This window comes from Vitiosangium sp. GDMCC 1.1324 (assembly GCF_003044305.1).
Classification (GTDB): domain Bacteria; phylum Myxococcota; class Myxococcia; order Myxococcales; family Myxococcaceae; genus Archangium.
Genome location: NZ_PZOX01000034.1, coordinates 1 through 21,221, shown reverse-complemented (window position 1 = coordinate 21,221; position 21,221 = coordinate 1). Strand labels below are relative to the sequence as shown.

Below are 21,221 nucleotides of genomic sequence, written 5' to 3'. Positions count from 1 at the left end.
TCGCGTCGCTGCGTTTTCAACCTGAATGGCCAGGAGCAATTGGATGAAGATGGCAGATTCTCCCTGCCCATCTACGGCTCGGGAACGCTGCAACTCGAGCTGGCCGAGCCCAAATCCCGCGCCGCGCCCGTGCGGCGCACCGTGACCGTCCAGGAGGAGGTGGAGCTGGACGTGGGGACCCTTACCCAGGGGCCCTGAGGTGGTGGCTCACCCGGCGGGCGCCAGCTCGACGCGGCCGGACTGCTCGTCGGTGGAGGCCACGCTCACCCTCAGTGGCATGCCGATGGTGAAGGCGCGCTTGGGGCCCACGAGCGACGTCTCCCTCGGGTCGGGCTGGTAGGGACCGTCCGGAAGCGAGTCCGCGGGGAGGTTGCCCTCCACCAGCATGCCATCGAGCTGGACGAGCAGGCCGGAGGGCCTCACCCGGGTGATGCGGCCCGTGAACTCGCGGCCCACGTGCGCGGCCATCACCCGTGCCTCCAGCACGCGGTGACGGTCCTTCTCGGCGCGGCCGGAGGTGCGAGAGCGCTCGTTGAGGTGCACCGCGAGCTGCTCGACGGCAGGGTCCTCGTGCACGAAGTCTCGCCGGCCCCGGAGGTACTGCTTGAGGGTGCGGTGGACGGCGAGGTCCGCGTACCGCCGGATGGGCGAGGTGAAGTGCAGGTAGGCGCGTGCCGCGAGGCCGAAGTGCATGGCCTGCGCCACGGTGTAGCGCGAGGGCCCCAGCGAGCGCCGCAGCACCGAGCGCAGCGCGGGCTCCGCGGTGCATCCGGCGATCTGCTTGTCGAACGCGGCGAGCGCCAGCGGGGTGAGTCTGCGGCCGAAGCCCGCGGCGAATCCCGAGTGTTGCGCGAAGGCGGCCAGGTCGGCCACGCGCTGGGCATCCGGTTCGTCCTGGACACGGAAGAGGGCGGGGACGCCGCGATCGATGAGCCACCCCGCGATGGCCTCGTTAGCAGCCACCATGAATCGCTCGATGAGGGTGTGGGCCGTCGTGGGCCGCACGGCCTCGATGCCGGAGACCTCGCCCGTCTCCTCGTCGAAGGTGAAGCGAGCCTCCTCTCGCGCTATCTCGATGCCGCCGCGCCCCGCCCGCGCCACCGCCAGCCGTGCCGCCGCCGCTCGGAACCAGGGCATTGCCTCGCGCACCGCCGCCATCGGCTCGGACACCTCGCCCTTGTCGAGGTAGTCCGCCACCTCGGTGTAGCTCAGCTTCGCCCACGAGCGGATGAGGCTCTCGTAGACATCCGTCGCGGTGACGCGCCCCTCGGGGTCGATGCGCAGCTCCACCGTGAGGCACTGCCGCTCCTCGCCGGGCACCAGGCTGAGCCAGTTCGTCGAGAGTTCCTCGGGGAGCATAGGCAGCATGGCGCCGGCGAGGTACACGCTGGTGGCCCGCTCGCGCCCCACGCGATCCAACGCCGAGCCCTCGGTGACGAACTCGGCCGCGTCCGCGATGGAGACGAACAGGCGCAGGGCTCCATCCCCACCCCCGGGCAGCACGGAGATGGCGTCATCGATGACGCGCGTCGAGGGGGCGTCCACCGTGACGGTGGGAATCTGGCGCAGATCCCTCCGCCCTCCGAGCGTGTGGGGCACGGAGAGGGCCCGCTGGACCTCGGCATGGACCTCCGGGTCGAAGTCCCGGCGCAGCCCATGGCGGACGATGATGCGCTCCAGGGAGCGATCCGCGCCCGGCTCGAGCTTGCGCAGGAGCCAGACCTTGCCGTCGTCAACACGGGCCACCACCGCGTCACCGGGCTGCACGTCGGCGCCGGCCGTTTCCAACGGCCAGTCGCCAGTGGCCACGTTGCGATCGATGCGCAGGTGCACCACCCCCTTGCGCAGCACCACCTCACCGTAGACCTCCTGGCGCGGGCGCTTCAGGAGGGACAGCCCGCTCGCGCTCCAGCGGCCGTCGGCCGAGGCCGTCACGGTGGCGGAGACGACATCATCGGCGAGGTAGGGACCCAGCTCGGGCGGTGGAATGAATGCGGAGATCACCTCGTCGGAGCCGGACGGATGCACGACGAGGAAGCCGAAGCCACGAGGGTGGACGTCGATGTGGCCGGTGACGGTGCGCGGAGTGGCGGACGTGTCCATGGACCGCGCGGATGCTAGCGCTGGACACCGTTGGGCACGAGCGCCTTCCCCTCGCGCCGCCAGTACCTCGGCAACACGGCGCGGACTTCCGCGGTGGCTCCTGGCTCCTGGCGCTCCACCCGCGTGGCCTGCTCCTCCGAGGACACCTTCCAGCGCACACCCGTGGGGCCTTGCGCCTCGAACTCGGGCTCCGAAGGTGGAACGGGAGGCGTCAGCTTCGAGGGCGTCCACGTCCGGCCCCCATCCCGCGTGATGATCGCTCGCGGTGGGGCGTTCTCCTCGTTCGCGTCCACCAACCACACCGTGCCCTGCTGGCCATCCTTCCAGGCCATCTGCTCTGGCCACTCGGACCAGACGGCCTTGGGCAGCTTGCTCCTGCGTTTCCAGGTCGCCCCGCAGTCCGTGCTCGCGAACAGCGTGAGCTCTCCCGGCCCCTCCGTGCTCCAGCCCACCAGGGCGCGACCCTGGCAGCCCGTGAAGTGGACGGAGAGCACCTCGCTGTGCTCCACCGCCGGAAGCACTTCGGTCCAGTGGGCCCCGCCGTCGGTGCTGCGCAGCAGGAGGGCCCGGAGGGGATGGGAGGGGACGGAGAGCTTGCCGAACAGGTAGAGGCCCGCCTTCGTCTCAGAGGGGACCGCGAGCCCGGTGACGTGCAGCCCGATCTCGTCATCGGGCTCGGCCGCGCCCGCTTTCAGCCCCACGGGAGGAGGCGGCGTGGATGCGAGCAGCGCACAGAGACTCAGCAGGATCATCCGGAAGCTCCTCGGCTCGGGAAGACCCTCATTCTAAAGGGAGAGGGCAGCGGCCCTCGTTCCCGTCACAGCTCTTCGTTGAGCCAGCGGATGATGGCGTCGCGGATGGAGGCGGGGCGCTCGGTGGTGCCACGCGCTCCAAATCCCCGGTTCGCGTCCAGGGTGGGCGGAGACTTCTCGCGAGTCATCGCCGGATTGCGGCCCTGCGAGGGCATGGACGTCCTCACTGGTCGCCTCCGGGGGCCTGGCGGCCGTACTTGGAGAGCAGATCCTCCACGGCCTCGCGGAGGTACTCGCTCTGGTGGATGCGGGTGCGGCGGGCGAGCTCGCGCAGCTTGTGCACCTGCTCGATGGGAACGAGCACATGGGTGGAGACCACGGACTCGGAGGCGTCGGGGCCGTTCGAGTCGTTCGAGGCGGGGGTGACCTCGGAGCTCATCGGGCTGGCGCTGGCATCCTGCATCGGGACTTCCTCCTCGGGGCTGCTACAGGCCACTACCGGCCTGTGAGGGCATTAGGGGGGCAGGCGAGGGAGCCGTCAAAAAAACCACCGGAAGCGCGCGCATGCTTGACGCAGGTGGGAGGGGCTGTTACGTGCGGCTTCAGTAAGGGGAGTAGTTCACGCCGGAAGTGAGCGGCGTCGGGGAACTCGACACACTGGCCCGTGAGGGCCCGGGTCCCCACCTCGCGAGCGCGAGACGAACGAGACCTTCGGACAGGGTTCAACCTGGCCGAGGTCCGTCGTGCGCGCTGAGCGCTCCCACGATCCCTCGGCCCGAGAGCAAGACGAGGCGCATCGTGGCAATGGAAGCAATTATCGGTTCGTTCCTTCTGGTGGCCGCTAGCGAGATAGGGGACAAGACCCAGCTGCTGGCCTTTTCGCTGGCATCCCGCTTCCGCAAGCCGTGGGTGGTGATCGCCGGCATCCTGGTGGCCACGCTGGCCAACCATGCGCTGGCGGCGAGCGTGGGCAGTCTGGTGTCGGCGCATGTGCCGCCGCGGGTGATGGCGAGCATCCTGGCGGTGCTGTTCATCGCCTTCGGGCTGTGGACGCTGAAGCCAGACACGCTGGAGGAGACGAAGGAGACGGGCCACTTCGGTGCCTTCGTCACCACCGTCATCCTCTTCTTCCTGGCGGAGATGGGAGACAAGACCCAGCTGGCCACGGTGGCGGTGGCGGCTCGCTACAAGTCGGTGGTGCTGGTGACGATTGGCACCACGCTGGGGATGATGGCCGCCAACGGACCGGCGGTGTTCCTTGGAGAGAAGCTGGCGGGCAAGGTCCAGATGAAATGGATCCGCTGGGTGGCCGCCTCGCTCTTCTTCATCTTTGGTGGAGTCTCCCTGGTGGCCGCGGTGCGGGGCGCGTAGTCGGCGTCAGGGCACGTCGAGACGGCGGGGCAGCCGCACGGTGAAGTGGTGCCCATGGCCGCGCTGGAGCTCACGGTGATGGAGCCGCCGTGGGCCTGGACGAGCTGCTGCACGATGTAGAGCCCCAGTGCCTGTAGGGAGCGAAATCCGCCAGCGGAGTCACGCGCCCGACAGAAGAAAAAAGAAGCCCCGTCACCGGGTGAACCCGGGGACGGGGCCTTGGCCAGGGTCGGACTTGAACCGACTACCTGCGGATTATGAGACCGCCGCTCTAACCAGGTGAGCTACCTGGCCAAATGGTGCAACCGACTGCTTTTACTGCGGAACTTCGACTGCCTTCTACTGCCCCTCCAGTCGATGCGCAACTTCGTACTGACTTCGTACGGACTGGAGAACTTCGATGCCCCGCTGGACGGGACGATGGGACGGTGGACGCACCTACGTGAACAAGCAGGGCGACACCGTGTGGATCCTCGAAAAGCAGGTCCACGGGCGGCTCTATACCACAAGGCTCTCGGCGGGCAACGAGAAGGATGCGCTCGCTGAGCTGGCGCTCTTCCGACGTGACCCAGCCGCTTACGTGGCCTGTGCCCAGGAGGCCAAGACCGCCGAGGAGACCACACCGGGCAACGCGCCGGTCCTCCTGGACCTTCCCACCGTGGAGAGGTTCCTCGGCTACCTGAAGAGCCAGGGACGCACCGAGCGGCACCGGAAGAACGTCCTCCACTACCTCGCCCAGTGGGCCGAAGTGCTCTACGGGAAGGACCTGCGGCAGCTCCGTCTCCAGGAGCTCAAGCAGGCACTCAACGGCTGGTTCGACGCGGAGGCGGGGGACATCCCGGCCAAGAGGCACCGGATCGCGGCCATCAAGGCGTTCTGCTCCTGGCTCCGCGAGGAGGAGGCGGTACTCACCACCGCCGAGGACGCCACGCTCGCGCTCAAGGTGCCACCGGCTCGGCCCGAGAAGGCTCTTCGCGACAAGGGCTACTCCATGCGCGACGTCGAGCGCATCTACGCCGCCATCAACGGGTGGGAGTCGGCCAGGTACGGCTGGAAGGGGACGGGCCGCGTCACCGAGGTGCAATGCGTGCGGGACGTGCTGCTGCTCCACGCCAAGTGCGGGATGCACGGCACCGAGATTGACCGGCTCGCTCGCGGCGAGGGGAGGGTGAAGGTGCTGCAAGGGCAGGGGGCCATCGTGGGCACCATCACCTTCATCCACAAGTCGGGGCGGGTCCACGTCCAGTCCGTGGATGCCAGGCCCTCGCGGCGGCCATGCGCCTCCAGGCCAGGGGTTCGGCTCCAGCGGATTGGTGGATTCGACAGGTGGTGAAGCGCGCGGCGAAGTCCGTGGGACTGGAGCCGTTGCGCATGGGCGAGCTGCGCCACTCCTTCGTCACCTGGGCCGCCGAGTGTGGCACCGAGGTGCGTCCAGTGGACGGGGGCGTGCCGCTGACCCGCATCGCGGCCACCATCGGGCACCAGTCGGCGGTGACGACGAAGAAGTTCTACGAGGGCGTGAAGGTGCCTCCGATGATTCAGCTCCCCATCCGGCTGGAGCATCCGGAGGATCCCATCTCGCTACTTGAGCGGCATCTTCGAGATGGCAGTGGCTAGAGCCTTCGCATCCTTGGCGTGGGACTTCGCCGGAGCTGCCCTCTTCGGACGCTCCGGTGTGGACCCGATTCCTCCTCTTTGCAGCAATGCCTCCACGGATGCCCGGAGCACCAGGCGCTTCCGGCCGATCTTCGAGGCCACGAGCTGGCCATGACTCAGAAGCTCATAGACCTTGGTAGCCCCACACCCGAGCAAGGCCGCTGCCTCCTTCACGGTGCAGGTCAAGCCCGGCCCGCTGCTCGCGGGGGATGTCTCCGGGCCTGGAATGGCCAGGGCGGAAGGTCCGCCTGCAAGGTAGGCAAGGAGCTGGCGTTGCACCTCCACGGCTCGCTCTTGGAGGTCGAGCACCTCGCCGCACTCAACACAGGGGTCGTCCAGTTGGGCTTCCGTTGGGAACTTGTACGGCTGCCATCTCCACCGTTCCGTGCATCTTCGGCAGACCCACCCCTTGGGCCGGGATTCCGAGAGGCAGTGAGCCGGGACCGAGTACTCGGACCACCGCCCACGGTCGTCGAATACCCAAACCAAAGGATTTCTGACGGAGATCCCAGGGGGACAGATAGGGCATTTGTACTCTGGCGGGAGCACAGGAGGTGGTGGGCCGGTGCTCCCCGACCTCCGGCGCTTGGGCTTCTTGGTGACACCACGCTGATTGGCAGGAGCCAGCTCGTCAGCTTGGTCGTCCTATGTTTGGGAAGCCAGCGAGGAACCGGCCCCCTCTTCATCAGGCAGGGGCTTCATCGTCATCCCTCAAGACGGGGGCAGCACACCCCTTGAACTACTCATGCTCTTCCGGAGGTGGGGAGCTTTGGAGCGACACCATGAACCTCAGAACCAAGAACAACCCAGGGGACGAGCCTCCTCTCCATCGCCTGCTGGAACTGCCCACTGGCAGTGTGTTGGATGCCTACCCGCTCATCGGGTACATCGACGATGGGCTCCGGAACATCTCCAACGTCCAGGAACTCGTCAGGTTTTGCGAGCGCGGGTTCGGCACCCACTTCTACAACGCCTACTGGCAAGAGGCGGCGATCACCCGGTTCCTGGCCACGCACGACATATCGGATGCGGAGCTCAACAGGCTGGACAGCCTGGACCTGGGCATTCACCCTCGTCACCCCCTCTTCCTCATGCGCCAGTCGCTGGTGGGTGTGGCCGAGCAGAATAGGAGCATTGACGAGAACTCACTCCTGCTCGTCTGGGGGACCCTCTTCACGAAGGGCAAGTCCTTTTTCAAACTGGTGGGGGTGCTCCTCCAGGACTACTCCCTACGGCTGGCGGTGGAGCGTCCGGACCACAACCTCGACCTCCACACCTGCATTCGCTGGTGGGCTCTTGCTTCCGGCGTTCGGAATGCCAGCACGTGGCGGGGCCTGGAGAGGTTGCTCCAGGCCCATACCCACAGCGTGCTCAACGAGCTTCCGGAAAACTCCTTCGCCAAGCTTTCGCACAAGCACGTGCGGCTCGCCGAGGATATCGCCCGGACTCACGGGCCCATGGTGGGCTTCTACTTCTTCCGCGCCATGCAGAGGATCCGAGCCTGCATGAAGTGGGTTGCCGAGGATGGGGCCTACTACGTGCGTTGGCGTTCGACTTGGTTGCGTGGAGCCAAGACCAATCCGGGTGCCATTCAGGGGCTTCCACGTGCCAGCACCTGTTGAAGCGGCTGCTGCTGGAGCATGTTCTCGAGAAGGTGGCGGGGCACCGCGCAGGGAAGAGGGCGGCTACCTACAGGTTGAAGCTCGTCCTGGAGGATGGCCGCTACGACGAGCAGGAGGCCGCCAAGGCCCTCGGGTTGACGTTCACAGGGACGGGGCTAGTGAGGCCGGCAGGGTGATTCCAAGAGCCAGGCGGAGGAGGCTCCTTGAATGTTGTTAATCTAGGGACTTCTCCTCTGTCGAGGAGCAAGTAGAGGGAGAGGAGGAGAGCCCGTCGAGGGCATCTAGTATGTTGCAGATCCTCCAGCCCTTCCTTGTCGAGGAGGAGCTTCTCTCTCTTCTCGGGAGAGCCCTTCCGGGGGTCATAATATGTTGGAATTCCTCTGCTGGAGCTCACGCAGTTGAAGGAGCAGTTGGCGCTCATGCAGCAGCGCCTGTTCGGCACTTCCAGCGAGAAGCGCAAGCCAGCTGTGGAGGCGACGCCGCCCGCGCCTGCCCGCGAGCAGCGCGGACACGGGCCGCGAGCCCAGCCGCAGTTGCCCGTGCAGGAGGTGGTGCTGCCGCTGGACGAGGCCGACCAGGTGTGCGGCCTGTGCGGCGGGGCGCTGAAGGAGTGGAAGGGACAGACGGAGGACAGCCAGGAGGTGAGCGTGGTGGAGCGCCACTTCGTCCTCAAGCACTACCGCCGGCAGAAGTACCGCTGCCCCTGTGGGTGCGCGCCCGTCACCGCGCCGGCCCCACCGCGCCTGGTGGAGGGCGGCCGCTACTCGGTGGACTTCGCCGTCCACGTCGCCCTGCAGAAGTACGGCTTCCACCTGCCGCTGGCGCGCCAGGAGCGCATGTTTGAGCGCGAGGGCCTGGTGGTGGACAGCCAGATGCTGTGGGACCAATTGAGCGCGCTGGCCCTGCACCTGCAGCCCAGCTACGAGGCGCTGCCCGCCGTTGTCTTCTCCTCCCCGCTCATCCACGCGGACGAGACGCACTGGTACATGCTGAACAAGGGGCCGGGGAAGAAGTGGTACGCGTGGACGGTGGCCTGTGCGGACGCGGTGTACCACCGGATTCTGCCCAGCCGCTCTGGAGCCACCGCGAAGCTGGTGCTGGGGGACTACGCGGGCGTCGTCATGGTGGATGGTTACGCCGCCTACCAGACGGCGACGAAGCCTGGCGCGGACGGGCCGGCCTCCTGCTCCCTGGTGTTTTGCTGGGCCCACGTGCGACGCAAATTCGTGGAGGCCGAGAGGGTGGCCCCCGTCTGCGCCGAAGTGCTGTCTCTCATGGGCCAGCTGTATGCCATTGAGGCCGACCTACCGGACCCGCACGTACTGCAGGGGGAGCAACAGGCCGCGGCACTGACGCAACGGCTCGCGGTGCGACAGGAGAAGTCCGCCCCGTTGGTGGCTGCAATCCGCGAGTGGGCGCTGGCCCAGCGCTCGCTGCCAGGCAGTGCTCTGCGCAAGGCGCTCGAGTACATGCTGGAGCTGTGGAGCGGGCTGACCGTCTTCCTCTCCAACCCCTGGGTGCCGCTGGACAACAACCTGGTGGAGCGGCAGCTGCGCGACATGGTGGTGGGCCGCAAGAATCACTACGGCTCCAAGTCGCTGCGCGGCACCGAGGTGGCGGCCCTCTTCTACTCGCTGATTGAGACGGCCCGCCTGCGCGGTGAAGACCCCGGGCGATACCTGCTGCGCGCCGCGCTCGCCGCCATCGACAATCCCGGCACCGTTACCCTCCCGTCCAGCTCCGACTGACGCCGCCGCTCCTTGCTTCGCTGCCCGGCGGGCTCATCCCCGCCCCGTCCAGACGGGGCGCGGCGAGCTGTTACGAAGCTGCGGGTTGTAAGGTAGTCGTGGTGTAGTGCCAACCACCTTCGTTAACTTGCTTTGGGCAGTTCCAAGCGGAAGTGCTCAAGCATGGAGCGAAGTGCATCGCGGGCCTTTTCGAGGGTGCCGCATTGGGCAGCGGCAATACGGAAGACCTGCACGCCTTCACGCTGCATTGCGAGAGTACGCTCCTGCGCTTCAACGGGAGTTTCCTGGTGGAACGATTGACCGTCGATCTCCACCTGAATGACAACGCCGTTCCTCAGGATGAGCATGTCGGGCTCGATGCGGTACGGTGGGGTACGGCCCGGCCTGAGGAACACCGGTAAGGGGGCGCAGACGAGGCTTGCCTCCTTGCATGCCAAGTAGAAGTTCACCTCCGGTTCCGAGCGAAAGTAGAGTCCGTCGTACATCTTCATCGCCGGATTATCGGAGCGAACGCGGCCTTGGTTATTCACCTTCCGCCCGCGCGTAAACTCACGTGTAGCCTGCTGCCACGTCGAGTTCTTCTCGATGGCAGCGCTGATCGAGAACTTGTCAATGTAGGAATCTGGGTGCTCGTGCCCAAATACCTCCACTGACGTATCGTGGAGCACGCTCTCAAGCTCCTTGCGCATGTCTGCCGTCAACCGCCCGTAGACTTCGGGTCTGAGGCGAGTCGTCAACTGCCACGGGTAGTGGTACCGCCCGAAATCGAAATACTTGTCGCAACGAGCTGTTGTCGTGCCGTAGGCGAGGACGGCCACGGCATTACGCTGCCCGCGCTCCATTAGGATGCGCGCCATCGTCGCCAGGAAGCCATCGAGGTCGACCGGGAACTCATCGGGCTCGGACTCGGACATGCGACATGACTGTAGAAGATGCGTCCATGGAGTCCAGTTTTCGTCCTTCTGGGGCTTAGGTTCGTTCTGACAGCTCTTCCCGGCACTCTTCGCCTTCCTCGCCTTTATCGAGGGCTATCGAATCTGGGTGAGCACCCCCTGGATGGGGGGGACAGGGGTTCCCTTGTCGCAGGTCCACCTGAAAGCCCCCCAGTCTTCTTCGAGCCCCCAGGGATGGAGGCTCTCAAGATTTTTTGGGGGGATTCTCCAGCGAGCTGCTCTCCCGGTTCGCGGTCCCTGGCGAGCTTCACCCAGGGGTTACTGATGGCCGTACCCAGTGTTCGCCTTCCAGCTCCTCGCGCACGAGGGGTCAGGGCCCCCCTGACACCTAAAAACTCGAGGACCACCGGGAAGTGGCCGGGGATTTCCGGCGATGGAACTGCACCGGAGCTGGTGCCACCGGGATCGGAGCCTGTGGAGACGAACCGGCCCCCGCCACACCACCCGGCCAAGACCGGGAGCATCATCGCTGGTGTTGGTGCGACGGGGACCGTGCTTCAACTCCGGGCATCTTCACCGCCCGTGCCGCGTCACCTCGCGCAGGTGCTCGGCCAGCCCGATCAAAATGGCCGCTGTCACCCGGAGGGTGATTGGTGAGGCGGCCAGCTTCTTCACGGCACCCAGCATCGTCTTCACCTCCCTTCCCCTGGTACCCCAGGCACGACATAGGCCGCAGCCGATCAGTCCGGCTCCCCGGTGGGGGGGCGGTTGCGCCCCCTGCGTGCCGGGCTGGGCGGGAGGGTTCTCCTCAGGCGAACGGAGGGACTCGGTTCCCGCTACTGGACGGGGCTGCTCGGTCTCCTTCTTCTCGGACGGAGACGGCCTCGGCGCGGCGCTCCAGTCCCAAGGCCGCAGAACCACGTCATCCCTGTCCGCGTTCTCCCCAGCGGTGACGTTGTGCGGCGTCAACAGGTGCGCCGGGTTCTCCTCGCCTCGGAGCACACGGCCGAGCTGATGCAGCCTGGTCTCCACCAGCAGCAGGATGGCGCTGATGATGACGGGCGCGCTGTGCACCCGCTCCGGGTCGGGCACCGCGCCCATGGCGACGCTGTCCGCGATCCAGTGGGCGCCCTCGATGGCGTAACGAATTTCTCCCAACTCGGCGGAGAGGCTGACGTGTTCCATCTGGATTCCTCCTCGGGTGGATTGGATGAAGACGAACTGGCCAACCAGCCAGGACGTCAGCGGGGATGACCGCCAAGGTCCTTATGCCGAAGCACGGGCGCTCTTGATGAGCCCCTCGATTGACACCGCCGAGAGGCGCGGACACCGGGATTTGTCAGACCAATAGGGTACACAGTTGGAATGGCTACCCATCAGGGGGGGGCCATCATCAGGGGGAATTCCCATGAAGCTGGGCTGGACGGCGGCGCTGCTGGTGCTCCTCGCCGGGTGTGCTACCGCTTCTCGGGTCGTGCGCCTGGACACGGGCCAAGCCGACACTCTCGTTTTCACCCCACGCTCCGGTGCCGAGCAGGTGAAGTTGAACGGCGACGAGTTCAGGGAGGCCGTGGCGAAGCGTGCCTGGGAGATTCGGCCCTCCGCTCGGCCCCAGGAGGCCGCCCGGAAGTTGTTCGAGGTCGAGGCGCGGAGTGGTTCGTACACGTACGAGACACGCAGCCGCCGCGTCACTCCGCTCGGGCCGGACGAACATCTGGAGGGGGCACCACCGGCGGCGGAGGTGGAGTTGACGCGCGACTATCTGCGCTGGTGCGAGCGCACCGGCAGGCCCGGAGACTGTCTCCGCCTGCTGACGGAGAGCCCCATCGTCAACGGGGACGGCCGTTTCGCCCTGGCCCTGGCCCTTGCCAAGGGCGCCGTGCTCGACGAGATGCTGGAGGCGTTCAAGGACATGGCCGACCCCCACGCCATGGTGGCGGCGGTTCTCTGGACCTGGACCACGTACATGGTCCTCATCTCGATTCCCGACGTGACGGTCTCGAAGGGGCTCGCGGCGGTGATGACCGCCACCCTTATCTCCTACGTGGGCGTCGACACCTTCTGGGGCCTCGTCGTGGGCTTCAAGCGGCTGATGGACGAGACGGATCGGGCCGCCACGTTCAACGAGCTGCGCGAGGCCGGGGAGCGGTACGGCAAGGTGATGGGCCGCAACGCGGCGCGTGCGTTCGCCATGCTGGCCACGGTGGCGCTCGGCAACACGGCGACGGGGTTGGCGGTGAAGGTGCCGACGCTGCCCGGCGCGATGCAGGCGGCGGCGCAGGCGGAGACGCAGGTGGGTATCCGCCTCACGGCCGTGGGGGAGGTCGAAACGGTTGCCGTGAGTGCCGAGGCCGTCACCATCACCCTCGCCCCCAACGCGGTCGCGATGTCGGCCGGAGATGGCCGAGGCAACGGTCATGCCACGAGCGAGTTGACAGGAGGCGCGTCGGATATCCACGTTGACAAGGTGGTCAACAGCAACATGCCGCACGCGGCGGAACGTGCGGTTGAACGGGCTGGGTTCTCAAGCGTGCAGGATGCTCGCGCGGCCTTGCAGGAGTTCGGCCGACAGATCGAGAAGTCGGGGCTTCCGCCCGGAACCATTCGGGACACGGCCCACGCGGACCGCGTCATCGTTCCTGGCTTTGGCCGAGGTGGTGCGGTCGTCTATCAGCTCAGGGATGGTGTATTGAAGCTGAAGACCGTTTTGCAGTGGAGGCCGTAATGGGGCAGACGGATTCAAAGAAGACGCTCGGGCGCTTCGAGCTGCGAGTCTCCGAGGACGATCAGGACGTGGCCTATTTGCGCCTCCCGAGTCACCCCGGTGAGACCTGCAAGATGTCGAAATCGATCAGGCTGGCCGAACTCATGGGTTCCTACACGGGTCCCGATGTGGTGCTCGACTTCGACCAGGATGGAGTCCTGGTCGGAATCGAGATCCTGGCGTGATGCCCTGCCGATGATGACGCGCATGGCCCCGCTTTGAGCTGAGCACCCAGCGGTGGGTCTCTACTGGCCGGGGGAATGAATCTCCCCCAGCCCTACTTCAGTTCCGGGTTCTCACCGGCCCCGGGCGGAGGGGCTGGTGCTATCGCCCTCGTGGGCCCGCACTCCCAGGGACAGGAGCACGTCCGAGGGTATGCCCGGGGTCTCGCACATGCGCCGCAGCTGGGCACGCTGGGCATCATCATCCCGCGCTCGACCCGGCCGTAGACGCCGGACTTCAAACCGACTTCCTCGGCCACCTCTGCCTGCGTGAGCCCGAGCCGCAGGCGAGCAGCCTGGACCGCATCCCCCAGGTGGCGTTGCAGCTTCTCATCCAGAGGGTGCGTCTACCGTAGAGAAAGGGAGGCTGCGACATTGAATATGCTGCGTAGGAACTACGGCCTCGCTGGCGTGCGTGGTGAGCTTCAAGCAGGGAGCGGTGCCATCCGTGTTCCTCTGCTTGATATGCAGCCAGCTTACCATCCGCTCTTACGGCGGGCTGTGGTCAGCTCCCATGTTGCTGGTGTAGGGGGAGCGGATGAATTGGGTTCAGCTCTGGCAATTGGTGACCGCTCATATCGGTGCGGAGGAGATCGGCAAGTGGATCGCCGACAACCTCGTTGCCATGGTGGGAGGTTTGGCGGCGCTGTTCTGGTTGCGGAAGGTCCGTGCCGAGGAGGCCCTGAAGGTACGTCTCCAACTGGTGCTGGAGGTCAACGACTCCTTTTCCGAGCTTGAACTTGCCGTCCAACGTTGGGCTAACCCCATCGTGCACGGTGACACCGACAAGTACGCTCAGTTTCTGAGCGAATTGGGGGCGCTTACTCCAGCTGCATTCAAGGCGCTTCACCGCGCTTCGCTCCTGTTGGAGCCCGCTGTCGTTAAGCAACTGGGTGACATGCTCGATGGCATCGGCGGTATCCAAGTCGAGTACCAGAATCACTTGATGTTCCGCGAATCCAACAAGGCTGCACCGGGTGCTTTTGTCTCGGAAATGAAGAGGACGTTCGAGGCAGCCCGCAAGGAGTTGCCTCGAAAGATCAGTGAGGCCAACGAGGCACTTCGCCACAGCCTGCGGCAGTTCCTGTTTGGCTCAAGGCATGCTCGCAGATGGCAGCACGAGGCTACGCGGCTCGGGTTGTTGCCCTCCGTGCATAGCGGGGAGGGCAAGCCTGTCCTCCCCGAACGAGGAACAGAAAAAAACGTCGCCTAGAACGGGACTCAGGTGCTGCTCGCGAGGGGCCTGAGCAGGGGCATCTTGTCCACGATGGCTGCTCGGATCTTCGTCTTGATGAAGTCCTTGAGGTCCGTCTTGGAGTCCAAGAGCCGGACGAACTCTTCCAGTTCGCAGAGGATGAAGACTGCCCGTTGGAGCGATTCCTTGCAGGAGGAGAGCGCTGCTTCGGTGTATCCGGGGTACGCGATGAAGATGCCGCGAGCTTGGCCCCTGGTGAATACGCGAACGAGGTGCTGGGCGACGTCGCCGGGACCCAACCGATGGTCCCACCATTTTGCTTCTACCAGGTAGACCTCGCCGTCGAGTTCCACAACGCCGTCAACCTGCTCGATGACGCCCTGGCCCTCGTCGCCTCGAAGCGTGAATGCCTCGCGGACAAGGACGTTGTGCGCCTTGAAGAGGCGGTTGAGGACGCCCTCTAGCGCCTTGCCTCGCTTCCAGGGGTCGCTCGCCCCGAACAGAGAGAAGAGGGTGCTCCTGATCTCCTCCAGCTCCTGCTCACGTTGACGCCTGAGCTTGGCCTCTGCCTCAACCTTCTCGGAGTGCTTCTTTCGCTCTGCCTCTCGCTCTTGATGCATGCGCGTAAAGGAGTCCTTCACGTTCACGAGCTGCCGGATGTCCGCGACCAGCGCCTTCGCCTTGTGCCGGTCGTTGTCCCAGCACATGGAGAAGTCCTCGAACTCCACGACGCGCCGAAGAAGCTCGCGTCGCTCTCGAAGCGTGGCCTCTCCCTTCTCGTTGAGCCGGGTCAGAACCGTTCGGACCATCTGGTGCTTCTTGACCTCATCTGGAGACACCTTGAGCTGTCTGCTGAGGTCTCCAGTGAACTGCGTCCCGACACCTGCGCCTTGGAAGAACAGCAGGACGTCCCTCTTCGATTTGCAAAGGGCGGGGATGACCTCGATCAGGAGGCCCATCAAATCGGGCGGGTAGTGGAAGGTGATGTCCATGGCTGAGGGCGCCCAGGATAGAGCCCGTTGTCCACACCTGTACGGATTCTGTACGGATTCTGTACGGACCCGGCCGGTGGCGAGTGAACGCCAGCGACGGCTCACGGTCAGGAAGAATAGGGGGTTACGGCCAGGGGTTCAGCAGGTGAGGGGCAGGGCCGGGATTATGAGACCGCCGCTCTAACCAGGTGAGCTACCTAGCCAAATGGTGCAACCGACTGCTTTTACTGCGGAACTTCGACTGCCTTCTACCGTCCCTCCAGTCGATGCGCAACGTCGTACTGACTGGAGGACTTCATGCCCCGCTGGACGGGGCGGTGGACGCACCTGCGTGAACAAACAGGGCGACACCGTGTGGGTCCTCAAACGGCAGGTCCACGGGCGGCTCTATACCACACGGTTCGCCATGGGCAACGAGAAGGATGCGCTCGCCGAGCTGGCCCTTTTCCGGAGGGACTCGGCCGCCGATGTGGCCCATGCCCAGGAGGCCGAGGCCGCCGAGGAGACCACATCGGGCAACGCGCCGGTCCTCCTGGACCTTCCCACCGTGGAGGGGTTCCTCGGCTACTTGAAGAGGCAGGGACGCACCGAGCGGCAGAGGTGCTCTACGGGAAGGAACTGCGGCAGCTTCGTCTCCAGGACCTCCATCAGGCACTCGATGGTGGGCTCGTCATCCAGCTTGGCTATTGAGACAATGGGCTCCACCGTGTCGCTCAGGTCTCCCATGTCTTCACCTGACGATCGCAGCACGCCGGACAAAGATGCCCGCTCCGAGTCACAGCAGCCCATCCTCGGGGCGCGCGTCGGTCGACTTGTCGGCGTGAGCCTGGAGGGCCTGCCCCTGGTGCAGTTCGAAGGCGGTCCCGGGCCGATTCCAGCCCGGAGCTTCGTCGCGCTCGACGCGGCCCAGCTCCGCGTGGCCGCGGGGGAGCAGCGGCAGGCCGTACTGCTCTTCGAGGAGGGTGACCCGGCGCGGCCCCTGCTTGTCGCCATGGCGCAGGACTCCGATGCTCCTTCTCTGCTGGAGCAACTCCTGGAGGAGGCGGCGCGGCCCGGGGGCTCCGAGACTCCCGCGCCCGTTGAGCCCGCGCCCGCCACGGCGGCCAAGGCAACGAACTCCCCGCCGGAGGAACGCCTGGTACTGGGCGCTCAGCGGGAGCTCGTTCTTCAGGTGGGCGAGGCGAGCATCACGCTGCGCAGGGACGGCACCATCCTCCTGCGAGGCGTCCGGGTGGAGAGCCGCGCTTCGGGGCTCCAACTCATCCGTGGTGGTAAAATCGAGTTGAACTGAGTCCGACGGAGGCACGCATGGGAAAGCACCTCTCTGGCGGGGGCAAGCTGAAGGCACGGCTCAAGCGCTCTCGCGATTAACGGGACAAGGGCCACAAGCACATCAAGGGCAGTGGGGGCCGGAAGAGCGCCTACGCGGACCTCGATGTCATCCAGGGCGTGCTCCAGAAGCGTGGCACGGGCACCCGCGACAAGGCGGTGAAGCCGGGCAGCAAGGCCCACGCGCGGCGCTACACCTTCACGTACGGCAACAACTTCAAGATCGGCCAGTCCCCGTACGTCAACCAGGGGCACCACATGCTTCCGGAGGAGGCATTCTCCGACAAGTTCTTCGACAGCAACCAACTCCGGATGCTCCAGGGGGTGGACTACAACATCAACAACGGGGAGAACATCCAACAAGTTCGTGAAGCCTACCCTCAAGAAGAAGGGCCTCACGAAGAGCAAGAAGCCCTGAACGAGGAGCCTGTTTCGGTGAGCTACTACCCCTGGGTGAATGACGATGAGGACGAGTCCTTCGCGTGGCTGGACTCGTACCGCAAGGAAGAGCTGGAGGGGAGGGGCTACCTGCTGAAGGAGGGAGTGCCCTGCAAGGAGTGGTTTCCAGAGGGACTCATCTTCGACCTGTCGAAAGAGCGGGGCAGCAAGCTGGCGGACAGCATTCCCAATACGTCCGCCCTGCTCGTGGTATCCGCGAAGCTCAAGGGCATCCTGGAGAGGGATACGCCCAAAGACTCCATCGAGTTCCTGTCGGTGCGTCTGCGCACACCACGCAAGAAGGTGTTGGACGCGCCCTACTTCATCGCCAACGTGCTGGGCTCCGTGGCCTGCATGGATGCCAAGAAGTCCGACTTCAGGATGGACTCCATCATCAAGGACCAGGTGGAGCGTTTCCGGCGGCTGGTGCTCCAGGAAAAGAAGATCCCCAAGGACACGAAGATCTTCCGCCTGGCGGAGAGTACCCGGCTCATCCTCATCCGGGAAGACCTGGGGCAGACCATCGTGGACGAGGACTGCACCGGGATGATCTTCCAGGATCTGGACGACTACGGCTCCGAGTTCCGCAAGCGCACCAAATCGTAGACGTGCCGCGTTCGCGGAGGACAGGCGACACCCCATGCCCCAGATGGATCTCATTCGCGAGAACGCGCTCACGGCGGTCGAGGAGCTCGAGGACGGCCTTCGCCAGCCGCTCACGCCCCTCCAGCGCGAGGAACTGCTGACCCGGCTCTCCACCTATCGCCGCATTGCCGCCATCGGCGCGTTGCTGGCGGAGGGCGACGTCCCGGCGTTCCGCCACGATCTGCGTCTGTCCGCGACGGCGCGCAGGGAGTTGCTGCTCTCCAGCTCGGACCCGGCGGCTCCGAGCCGGTTCCGCTGCGCCAGCCGGATGGATCCCCTGTTCGACGCGCTCGCCGCCCGTGAGAACGGCCTCGCCCGCGACATCGCCCAGCATTCCCCGCACCGCTGGATGGCGGACGAGGAGTTCGAGGACGACTTCCGCTACGCCGACTTCCTTCGCGAGCACCTGCTCGCGGGTGCGAAGACCCCTTCCCCGGGTGAGGAGCGGGCGCTCGCGGCCTTCCAGCAATGCTCCGGCGACAGTGGCTCCCCGCGGCTCGCTGTGTGTGAGGCGCTCTCCAACCGGGACCAGGAGGCATTCGATGCCGCCCTGGAGGATCTGCTCGTCGAGCGCGGCGCGGAGTTCCGGAACGCGGGCCTCCCCCTCCATCCCCAGCGCTTCCACACCGAGCGCCACGTCTTCATCGAGGGGCTGGCCCTGCTGCGGCTGGCCGAGGACCGCGGCCTGAGCACGCAGCCCGAGTACCGGATGATGCCGGGCCTGGCCCGGCGCTGACGCCCCACCTCACCGCGCCGTGGGCGCCCGCACGTGGAGCGCCGCCCGCTCCCCCGCCCACCCCCAGAGCCACGCCAGGATTCCGGGCGCCGGTGCATGGCCCCGCGCGAAGCTTCGCGACGCCATGCAGATGGCCAGGGCGCCCGTTGCCGCGCCTACGCCGCCCCACGCGTCCGCGGGGTATCACGTGGGCAGCTCCCTCAGCGGGAAGCCCTCCAGCCGTACCTGGGCGTAGCCCCAGTCCTGGGCCCGCTGCATCGTGCCGTCCAGGTCCGCGAAGACGAGGCCCGTCTCCCGCCCCCGGTCCTCCAGGCTCCCGAGTACCTCGGCGAGCACCGACGTCAACGCGACACCCAGGTGGGGCTGGCCGGAGAACATGTGGGACGGCTCGGAGACGGAGGCCATCGCATCGATGTGCGCGTGGACGGGTGCGCCCCGGCGGGCCGCCGTGTCCGCCTTCTCCACCAGCACGAAGGCCGCGCACTCCCCTGGCATCAGTCCCACGGGCCGGTTGGGCGCCTTCAGCAGCCGCAGTTCCTCCAGCGCGTCCATCCACTCCGGCTCGACGAGGCTGTCGATGCCGCCGACGATGCAGCGCTCCACCGCGCCCGACCGCACGCGCTCCGCCGCTCGCAGGGCGGTGACGAAGCCAGGAGAGTCCCCGAAGAAGAGCGCCTCCTGCGCGACACCGCCCGGCAATGCGGCCTGAGCGAGCAGCCGCGGCAGCAGCATCCGTGAGTACCGCTCTCGCAGCACCTCCGCGAGCAGGGGCTCCTCCTCGGAGACTTCCGCCTCCCCGGAGTCCTCTTCTGGCTCGGAGGCGGCCGCCTCTTGCTTCGCGGCCTCGCGCGCGTGGCGCTCCGCGGCGGCGAGGAGGAAGCCACTCGGCAGGTTGAGGAAGAGGCCGGTGCGCGGTCCCGCGGTCAGCCCGGTCTGGTGGACGAGGTCGGCCAGGGCCGCCACGCCCAGCCGCACCAGCCGCCCCACGCCGCTGAAGCCCTGGGTGAGGTGGGGGATGGCATGCCCCGTGACCGGCAGCTCCTCGCCCGAATCCTCGTCCACGGCCGGAGTGCCCTCCAGCGCCCCCGGCCGGGCCACGCCCACCCGCGCGGCCGCGCAGCTGCCCACCACACCATCCCCCAGGGACGACACCATCCCCAGCCCCGTCACCGCGATCGCACCCGGAGGCGGGGGGCGTTGGCGGAACACCGGCGGGAAGAGCGGCTCGTCCTTCACCGGCAATGCCTCCGGGACGGCGAGGGTGCGCGGCAGTGAGCGGAAGGCGCCCAGGGCAAGCCGCCCACGCACCGCGGGCCGCACGGCCTGCAGCTCCTTCCATTGTCGTAGCGCCCAATTCCGGGTGGAGAGCTGACAGGCCCCCTGGGTACGCACGGCCAGCTCCAGCGCCAGCGCCGCGCGTCTGCGCATGGGTCCAGCGGTGAGAGCCTCGAGCAGCGACTCGGCCCCGAAGGGTTTCCCGGCGAGGTAGCGCCCCTGCGGCGAGAAGTTCCTCTGGGACTCCCTCCACCAGCTCTCCACTCTCTGGGGTTGGGGGCGGAGGAGCGCGCTTTCGGGTCCGAGCGGCGTGGGTTCCTCCTCCTCGGGCGCGTCCGGCGTCCAGGCCTCGCGAGGCTGCTCGAGTTCCCCGGAAAGGGCCAGTCCGGTGATGGCGCAGATGGCCTCCGCGGCCATGGGCGCGACGGCCTCGTCCCGCATGACCTCGAGCAGCGGCCCCACGGCGGCAATGCGCCCGCTGAGCCCCAGGGCCCAGAGCGCGTCCCGCCGCAGCGCCGGCTCCGGCAGCGCCTGGAGGAGGAGGTCCATGTCCTGGGGGTCGCCGCCCATCGCGAGCAGCGACGCGGGCCCACCCCAGCCCGGCCCCCGGCGGCGGACGGCCTCGACACAGGTGCTCCAGGCGCCGGGGTGCCCCAGCATGAAGGCCGTCTCCAACGCCGCGTTGCGCACCTCCGGCACGTCCGAGCCGAGGGCGCGCTCGAGCGAGGAGGCCCTCAGCCGCGCCGGAAAGCGGCGGGCGGCGCGCAGCACCGCGCAGGCCAGCGGTGCATCGCCCGCGGCGAGGAGCTCGTCCAGGCCTCGAGCGGGATCCGCCTCCCACTGCGTGAGGATATCGAGCACCCGGGTCTGGACACCGGGAGGGGCATCCACCAGGAGCGCGTGTAGCCGGGACACCGCATCCGCGCGGCGGGTGAGCGCCAGGGCCCGTGCGGCCCCCTGGCTCGCGGGCTCCGCGTCGGCTCGGAGCGGGGTGAGCACGGCCTCAAGCCCCTCTGCTCCACCCTGCATGAGGAGGGCGGAGGCGGCGCAGGCGACTGTCTCCAGCTCTTCCGAAGCCAGGGCGGGCCGCAGCACCTTCTGGGTGACGCTCGGTCCACCCAGCACCAGTGCGTCAACACAGGCGAGCAGTCGCTGCTCGGGGCCTTCCATGAGCTCCTGGAGGGTGTAGTCGGGGGCGTCCAGCCCCTGCTCACGCTGCGCCCAGAAGAAGGCGGCATCCGCGAGGAAGTCCCGCGCCATGTCCATTCGGGGGGACGCGTCGTATGGCACGGAGGGCGCGCCGGTGCTGCGGTGGGCTTCCATGAAGAGTCTCAGCGCCTTCCTGGCAATCCGCCTAAGTAGGTAGGCAAAAGTTCCTGACACAATAGCGCGGCGGGGCCTACGGTGTGCCGATGAGGAAGGCACTGGGCCCCGCCCAGCGGGGGCTGACCAGGTACGACCGCGTCCGGCTCCAGCGAGCA

Annotated in this window: 24 protein-coding genes and 1 tRNA gene; 13 read left to right on the top strand and 12 right to left on the bottom strand. The window is 66.8% G+C overall.

The genetic code is table 11. From position 1 onward, the window contains the following. Positions 1–39: 39 nt before the first annotated feature. Positions 40–198: a hypothetical protein gene (locus tag DAT35_RS59590; RefSeq protein ID WP_158502287.1), complete on the top strand. Its 159-nt coding sequence runs from the start codon at positions 40–42 to the stop codon at positions 196–198. Positions 199–207: 9 nt separating this feature from the next. Here the strand turns inward: DAT35_RS59590 and DAT35_RS53375 are convergent, their stop codons facing one another. From DAT35_RS53375 to DAT35_RS53365, 4 genes are all read right to left on the bottom strand, one after another. Then, positions 208–2,103: a ribonuclease R family protein gene (locus DAT35_RS53375; RefSeq protein ID WP_108077201.1), complete on the bottom strand. Its 1,896-nt coding sequence runs from the start codon at positions 2,101–2,103 to the stop codon at positions 208–210. A gap of 14 nt (positions 2,104–2,117) precedes the next feature. Then, positions 2,118–2,855 (bottom strand): sialidase family protein, encoded by a 738-nt coding sequence (locus DAT35_RS53370; RefSeq protein ID WP_108077200.1) that lies wholly within the window; start codon positions 2,853–2,855, stop codon positions 2,118–2,120. Between the two features lie 65 nt (positions 2,856–2,920). Next, positions 2,921–3,082 (bottom strand): hypothetical protein, encoded by a 162-nt coding sequence (locus DAT35_RS59585; RefSeq protein ID WP_158502285.1) that lies wholly within the window; start codon positions 3,080–3,082, stop codon positions 2,921–2,923. After that, entirely contained in the window at positions 3,079–3,318 is a 240-nt protein-coding gene (locus DAT35_RS53365; RefSeq protein ID WP_108077199.1) for a ribbon-helix-helix domain-containing protein, read from the bottom strand. Before DAT35_RS53365 ends, DAT35_RS59585 begins: the two co-directional genes overlap by 4 nt. Before the next feature lie 341 nt (positions 3,319–3,659). On the opposite strand from DAT35_RS53365, the gene DAT35_RS53360 reads away from it, so the two are divergent. Further along, complete coding sequence (locus DAT35_RS53360) at positions 3,660–4,226, top strand: TMEM165/GDT1 family protein (protein WP_108077198.1); 567 nt, start codon at positions 3,660–3,662, stop codon at positions 4,224–4,226. A gap of 220 nt (positions 4,227–4,446) precedes the next feature. Here DAT35_RS53360 and DAT35_RS53355 read toward each other — a convergent pair. Further along, a tRNA-Ile gene (locus tag DAT35_RS53355) sits at positions 4,447–4,520 on the bottom strand. Positions 4,521–4,626: 106 nt separating this feature from the next. Between DAT35_RS53355 and DAT35_RS61605 the strand changes: the two genes are divergently transcribed. Together DAT35_RS61605 and DAT35_RS53340 are read left to right on the top strand one after the other, a co-directional pair. Further along, positions 4,627–5,559: a hypothetical protein gene (locus DAT35_RS61605; RefSeq protein ID WP_233262240.1), complete on the top strand. Its 933-nt coding sequence runs from the start codon at positions 4,627–4,629 to the stop codon at positions 5,557–5,559. Next, complete coding sequence (locus DAT35_RS53340; RefSeq protein ID WP_108077197.1) at positions 5,553–5,843, top strand: hypothetical protein; 291 nt, start codon at positions 5,553–5,555, stop codon at positions 5,841–5,843. Before DAT35_RS61605 ends, DAT35_RS53340 begins: the two co-directional genes overlap by 7 nt. On the opposite strand, the gene DAT35_RS62605 is transcribed toward DAT35_RS53340, so the two are convergent. Then, on the bottom strand, positions 5,808–6,056 hold the full coding sequence (locus DAT35_RS62605) for a helix-turn-helix domain-containing protein (RefSeq protein WP_108077283.1): 249 nt from the start codon (positions 6,054–6,056) through the stop codon (positions 5,808–5,810). The genes DAT35_RS53340 and DAT35_RS62605 overlap by 36 nt on opposite strands. A gap of 608 nt (positions 6,057–6,664) precedes the next feature. Here DAT35_RS62605 and DAT35_RS53330 point away from each other — a divergent pair. The 3 genes from DAT35_RS53330 to DAT35_RS53320 all read left to right on the top strand — a co-directional run bounded on the left by DAT35_RS53330 (position 6,665) and on the right by DAT35_RS53320 (position 9,252). Further along, a complete protein-coding gene (locus DAT35_RS53330) occupies positions 6,665–7,504 on the top strand; it encodes a hypothetical protein (RefSeq protein ID WP_108077196.1) in 840 nt (279 codons plus the stop codon). After that, complete coding sequence (locus tag DAT35_RS53325; RefSeq protein ID WP_108077195.1) at positions 7,501–7,680, top strand: hypothetical protein; 180 nt, start codon at positions 7,501–7,503, stop codon at positions 7,678–7,680. Before DAT35_RS53330 ends, DAT35_RS53325 begins: the two co-directional genes overlap by 4 nt. A 222-nt stretch (positions 7,681–7,902) precedes the next feature. After that, complete coding sequence (locus DAT35_RS53320) at positions 7,903–9,252, top strand: IS66 family transposase (protein WP_108077194.1); 1,350 nt, start codon at positions 7,903–7,905, stop codon at positions 9,250–9,252. A gap of 122 nt (positions 9,253–9,374) precedes the next feature. On the opposite strand, the gene DAT35_RS53315 is transcribed toward DAT35_RS53320, so the two are convergent. Further along, positions 9,375–10,166, bottom strand: a complete 792-nt coding sequence (locus DAT35_RS53315; RefSeq protein WP_108077193.1) for a hypothetical protein — start codon at positions 10,164–10,166, stop codon at positions 9,375–9,377. Positions 10,167–10,718: 552 nt separating this feature from the next. After that, complete coding sequence (locus DAT35_RS53310) at positions 10,719–11,330, bottom strand: hypothetical protein (protein ID WP_108077192.1); 612 nt, start codon at positions 11,328–11,330, stop codon at positions 10,719–10,721. A gap of 223 nt (positions 11,331–11,553) precedes the next feature. On the opposite strand from DAT35_RS53310, the gene DAT35_RS53305 reads away from it, so the two are divergent. Together DAT35_RS53305 and DAT35_RS53300 are read left to right on the top strand one after the other, a co-directional pair. Next, positions 11,554–12,870 (top strand): hypothetical protein, encoded by a 1,317-nt coding sequence (locus DAT35_RS53305; RefSeq protein WP_233262239.1) that lies wholly within the window; start codon positions 11,554–11,556, stop codon positions 12,868–12,870. Next, positions 12,870–13,094 carry a DUF2283 domain-containing protein gene (locus tag DAT35_RS53300; protein ID WP_108077191.1) on the top strand — a complete coding sequence of 75 codons (225 nt, stop codon included), beginning with the start codon at positions 12,870–12,872 and terminating at the stop codon, positions 13,092–13,094. The genes DAT35_RS53305 and DAT35_RS53300 overlap by 1 nt, the downstream gene beginning before the upstream one ends. Before the next feature lie 92 nt (positions 13,095–13,186). On the opposite strand, the gene DAT35_RS53295 is transcribed toward DAT35_RS53300, so the two are convergent. Further along, positions 13,187–13,390 carry a hypothetical protein gene (locus DAT35_RS53295; RefSeq protein WP_233262238.1) on the bottom strand — a complete coding sequence of 68 codons (204 nt, stop codon included), beginning with the start codon at positions 13,388–13,390 and terminating at the stop codon, positions 13,187–13,189. A 278-nt stretch (positions 13,391–13,668) separates the two neighbouring features. Between DAT35_RS53295 and DAT35_RS53290 the strand changes: the two genes are divergently transcribed. Further along, positions 13,669–14,343, top strand: coding sequence for a hypothetical protein (locus tag DAT35_RS53290; RefSeq protein ID WP_108077190.1), 675 nt, complete (start codon positions 13,669–13,671; stop codon positions 14,341–14,343). An 8-nt stretch (positions 14,344–14,351) separates the two neighbouring features. On the opposite strand, the gene DAT35_RS53285 is transcribed toward DAT35_RS53290, so the two are convergent. Both DAT35_RS53285 and DAT35_RS59580 read right to left on the bottom strand, forming a co-directional pair. Then, entirely contained in the window at positions 14,352–15,317 is a 966-nt protein-coding gene (locus DAT35_RS53285; protein ID WP_108077189.1) for a restriction endonuclease, read from the bottom strand. Between the two features lie 564 nt (positions 15,318–15,881). After that, a complete protein-coding gene (locus DAT35_RS59580) occupies positions 15,882–16,043 on the bottom strand; it encodes a hypothetical protein (protein WP_158502283.1) in 162 nt (53 codons plus the stop codon). On the opposite strand from DAT35_RS59580, the gene DAT35_RS58575 reads away from it, so the two are divergent. The 3 genes from DAT35_RS58575 to DAT35_RS53270 all read left to right on the top strand — a co-directional run bounded on the left by DAT35_RS58575 (position 16,042) and on the right by DAT35_RS53270 (position 18,465). Continuing rightward, on the top strand, positions 16,042–16,608 hold the full coding sequence (locus tag DAT35_RS58575; RefSeq protein ID WP_146210252.1) for a DUF6484 domain-containing protein: 567 nt from the start codon (positions 16,042–16,044) through the stop codon (positions 16,606–16,608). The genes DAT35_RS59580 and DAT35_RS58575 overlap by 2 nt on opposite strands. A 158-nt stretch (positions 16,609–16,766) precedes the next feature. Then, positions 16,767–17,690 carry an imm11 family protein gene (locus tag DAT35_RS53275; RefSeq protein WP_108077187.1) on the top strand — a complete coding sequence of 308 codons (924 nt, stop codon included), beginning with the start codon at positions 16,767–16,769 and terminating at the stop codon, positions 17,688–17,690. Between the two features lie 34 nt (positions 17,691–17,724). Further along, positions 17,725–18,465: an Imm49 family immunity protein gene (locus DAT35_RS53270; protein WP_108077186.1), complete on the top strand. Its 741-nt coding sequence runs from the start codon at positions 17,725–17,727 to the stop codon at positions 18,463–18,465. A gap of 183 nt (positions 18,466–18,648) precedes the next feature. Here the strand turns inward: DAT35_RS53270 and DAT35_RS53265 are convergent, their stop codons facing one another. After that, positions 18,649–21,063 (bottom strand): TIGR02270 family protein, encoded by a 2,415-nt coding sequence (locus DAT35_RS53265; RefSeq protein ID WP_108077185.1) that lies wholly within the window; start codon positions 21,061–21,063, stop codon positions 18,649–18,651. Positions 21,064–21,221 lie beyond the last annotated feature (158 nt).

What these genes read in the sequence shown, in the direction of transcription:
- DAT35_RS53375 (WP_108077201.1), bottom strand. Translation starts at nt 2,103, where the DNA reads ATGGACACGTCCGCCACTCCGCGCACCGTCACCGGCCACATCGACGTC.
- DAT35_RS53370 (WP_108077200.1), bottom strand. Translation starts at nt 2,855, where the DNA reads ATGATCCTGCTGAGTCTCTGTGCGCTGCTCGCATCCACGCCGCCTCCT.
- DAT35_RS53365 (WP_108077199.1), bottom strand. Translation starts at nt 3,318, where the DNA reads ATGCAGGATGCCAGCGCCAGCCCGATGAGCTCCGAGGTCACCCCCGCC.
- DAT35_RS53360 (WP_108077198.1), top strand. Translation starts at nt 3,660, where the DNA reads ATGGAAGCAATTATCGGTTCGTTCCTTCTGGTGGCCGCTAGCGAGATA.
- DAT35_RS61605 (WP_233262240.1), top strand. Translation starts at nt 4,627, where the DNA reads ATGCCCCGCTGGACGGGACGATGGGACGGTGGACGCACCTACGTGAAC.
- DAT35_RS53330 (WP_108077196.1), top strand. Translation starts at nt 6,665, where the DNA reads ATGAACCTCAGAACCAAGAACAACCCAGGGGACGAGCCTCCTCTCCAT.
- DAT35_RS53315 (WP_108077193.1), bottom strand. Translation starts at nt 10,166, where the DNA reads ATGTCCGAGTCCGAGCCCGATGAGTTCCCGGTCGACCTCGATGGCTTC.
- DAT35_RS53310 (WP_108077192.1), bottom strand. Translation starts at nt 11,330, where the DNA reads ATGGAACACGTCAGCCTCTCCGCCGAGTTGGGAGAAATTCGTTACGCC.
- DAT35_RS53305 (WP_233262239.1), top strand. Translation starts at nt 11,554, where the DNA reads ATGAAGCTGGGCTGGACGGCGGCGCTGCTGGTGCTCCTCGCCGGGTGT.
- DAT35_RS53300 (WP_108077191.1), top strand. Translation starts at nt 12,870, where the DNA reads ATGGGGCAGACGGATTCAAAGAAGACGCTCGGGCGCTTCGAGCTGCGA.
- DAT35_RS53290 (WP_108077190.1), top strand. Translation starts at nt 13,669, where the DNA reads ATGAATTGGGTTCAGCTCTGGCAATTGGTGACCGCTCATATCGGTGCG.
- DAT35_RS53285 (WP_108077189.1), bottom strand. Translation starts at nt 15,317, where the DNA reads ATGGACATCACCTTCCACTACCCGCCCGATTTGATGGGCCTCCTGATC.
- DAT35_RS58575 (WP_146210252.1), top strand. Translation starts at nt 16,042, where the DNA reads ATGTCTTCACCTGACGATCGCAGCACGCCGGACAAAGATGCCCGCTCC.
- DAT35_RS59580 (WP_158502283.1), bottom strand. Translation starts at nt 16,043, where the DNA reads ATGGGAGACCTGAGCGACACGGTGGAGCCCATTGTCTCAATAGCCAAG.
- DAT35_RS53270 (WP_108077186.1), top strand. Translation starts at nt 17,725, where the DNA reads ATGCCCCAGATGGATCTCATTCGCGAGAACGCGCTCACGGCGGTCGAG.
- DAT35_RS53265 (WP_108077185.1), bottom strand. Translation starts at nt 21,063, where the DNA reads ATGGAAGCCCACCGCAGCACCGGCGCGCCCTCCGTGCCATACGACGCG.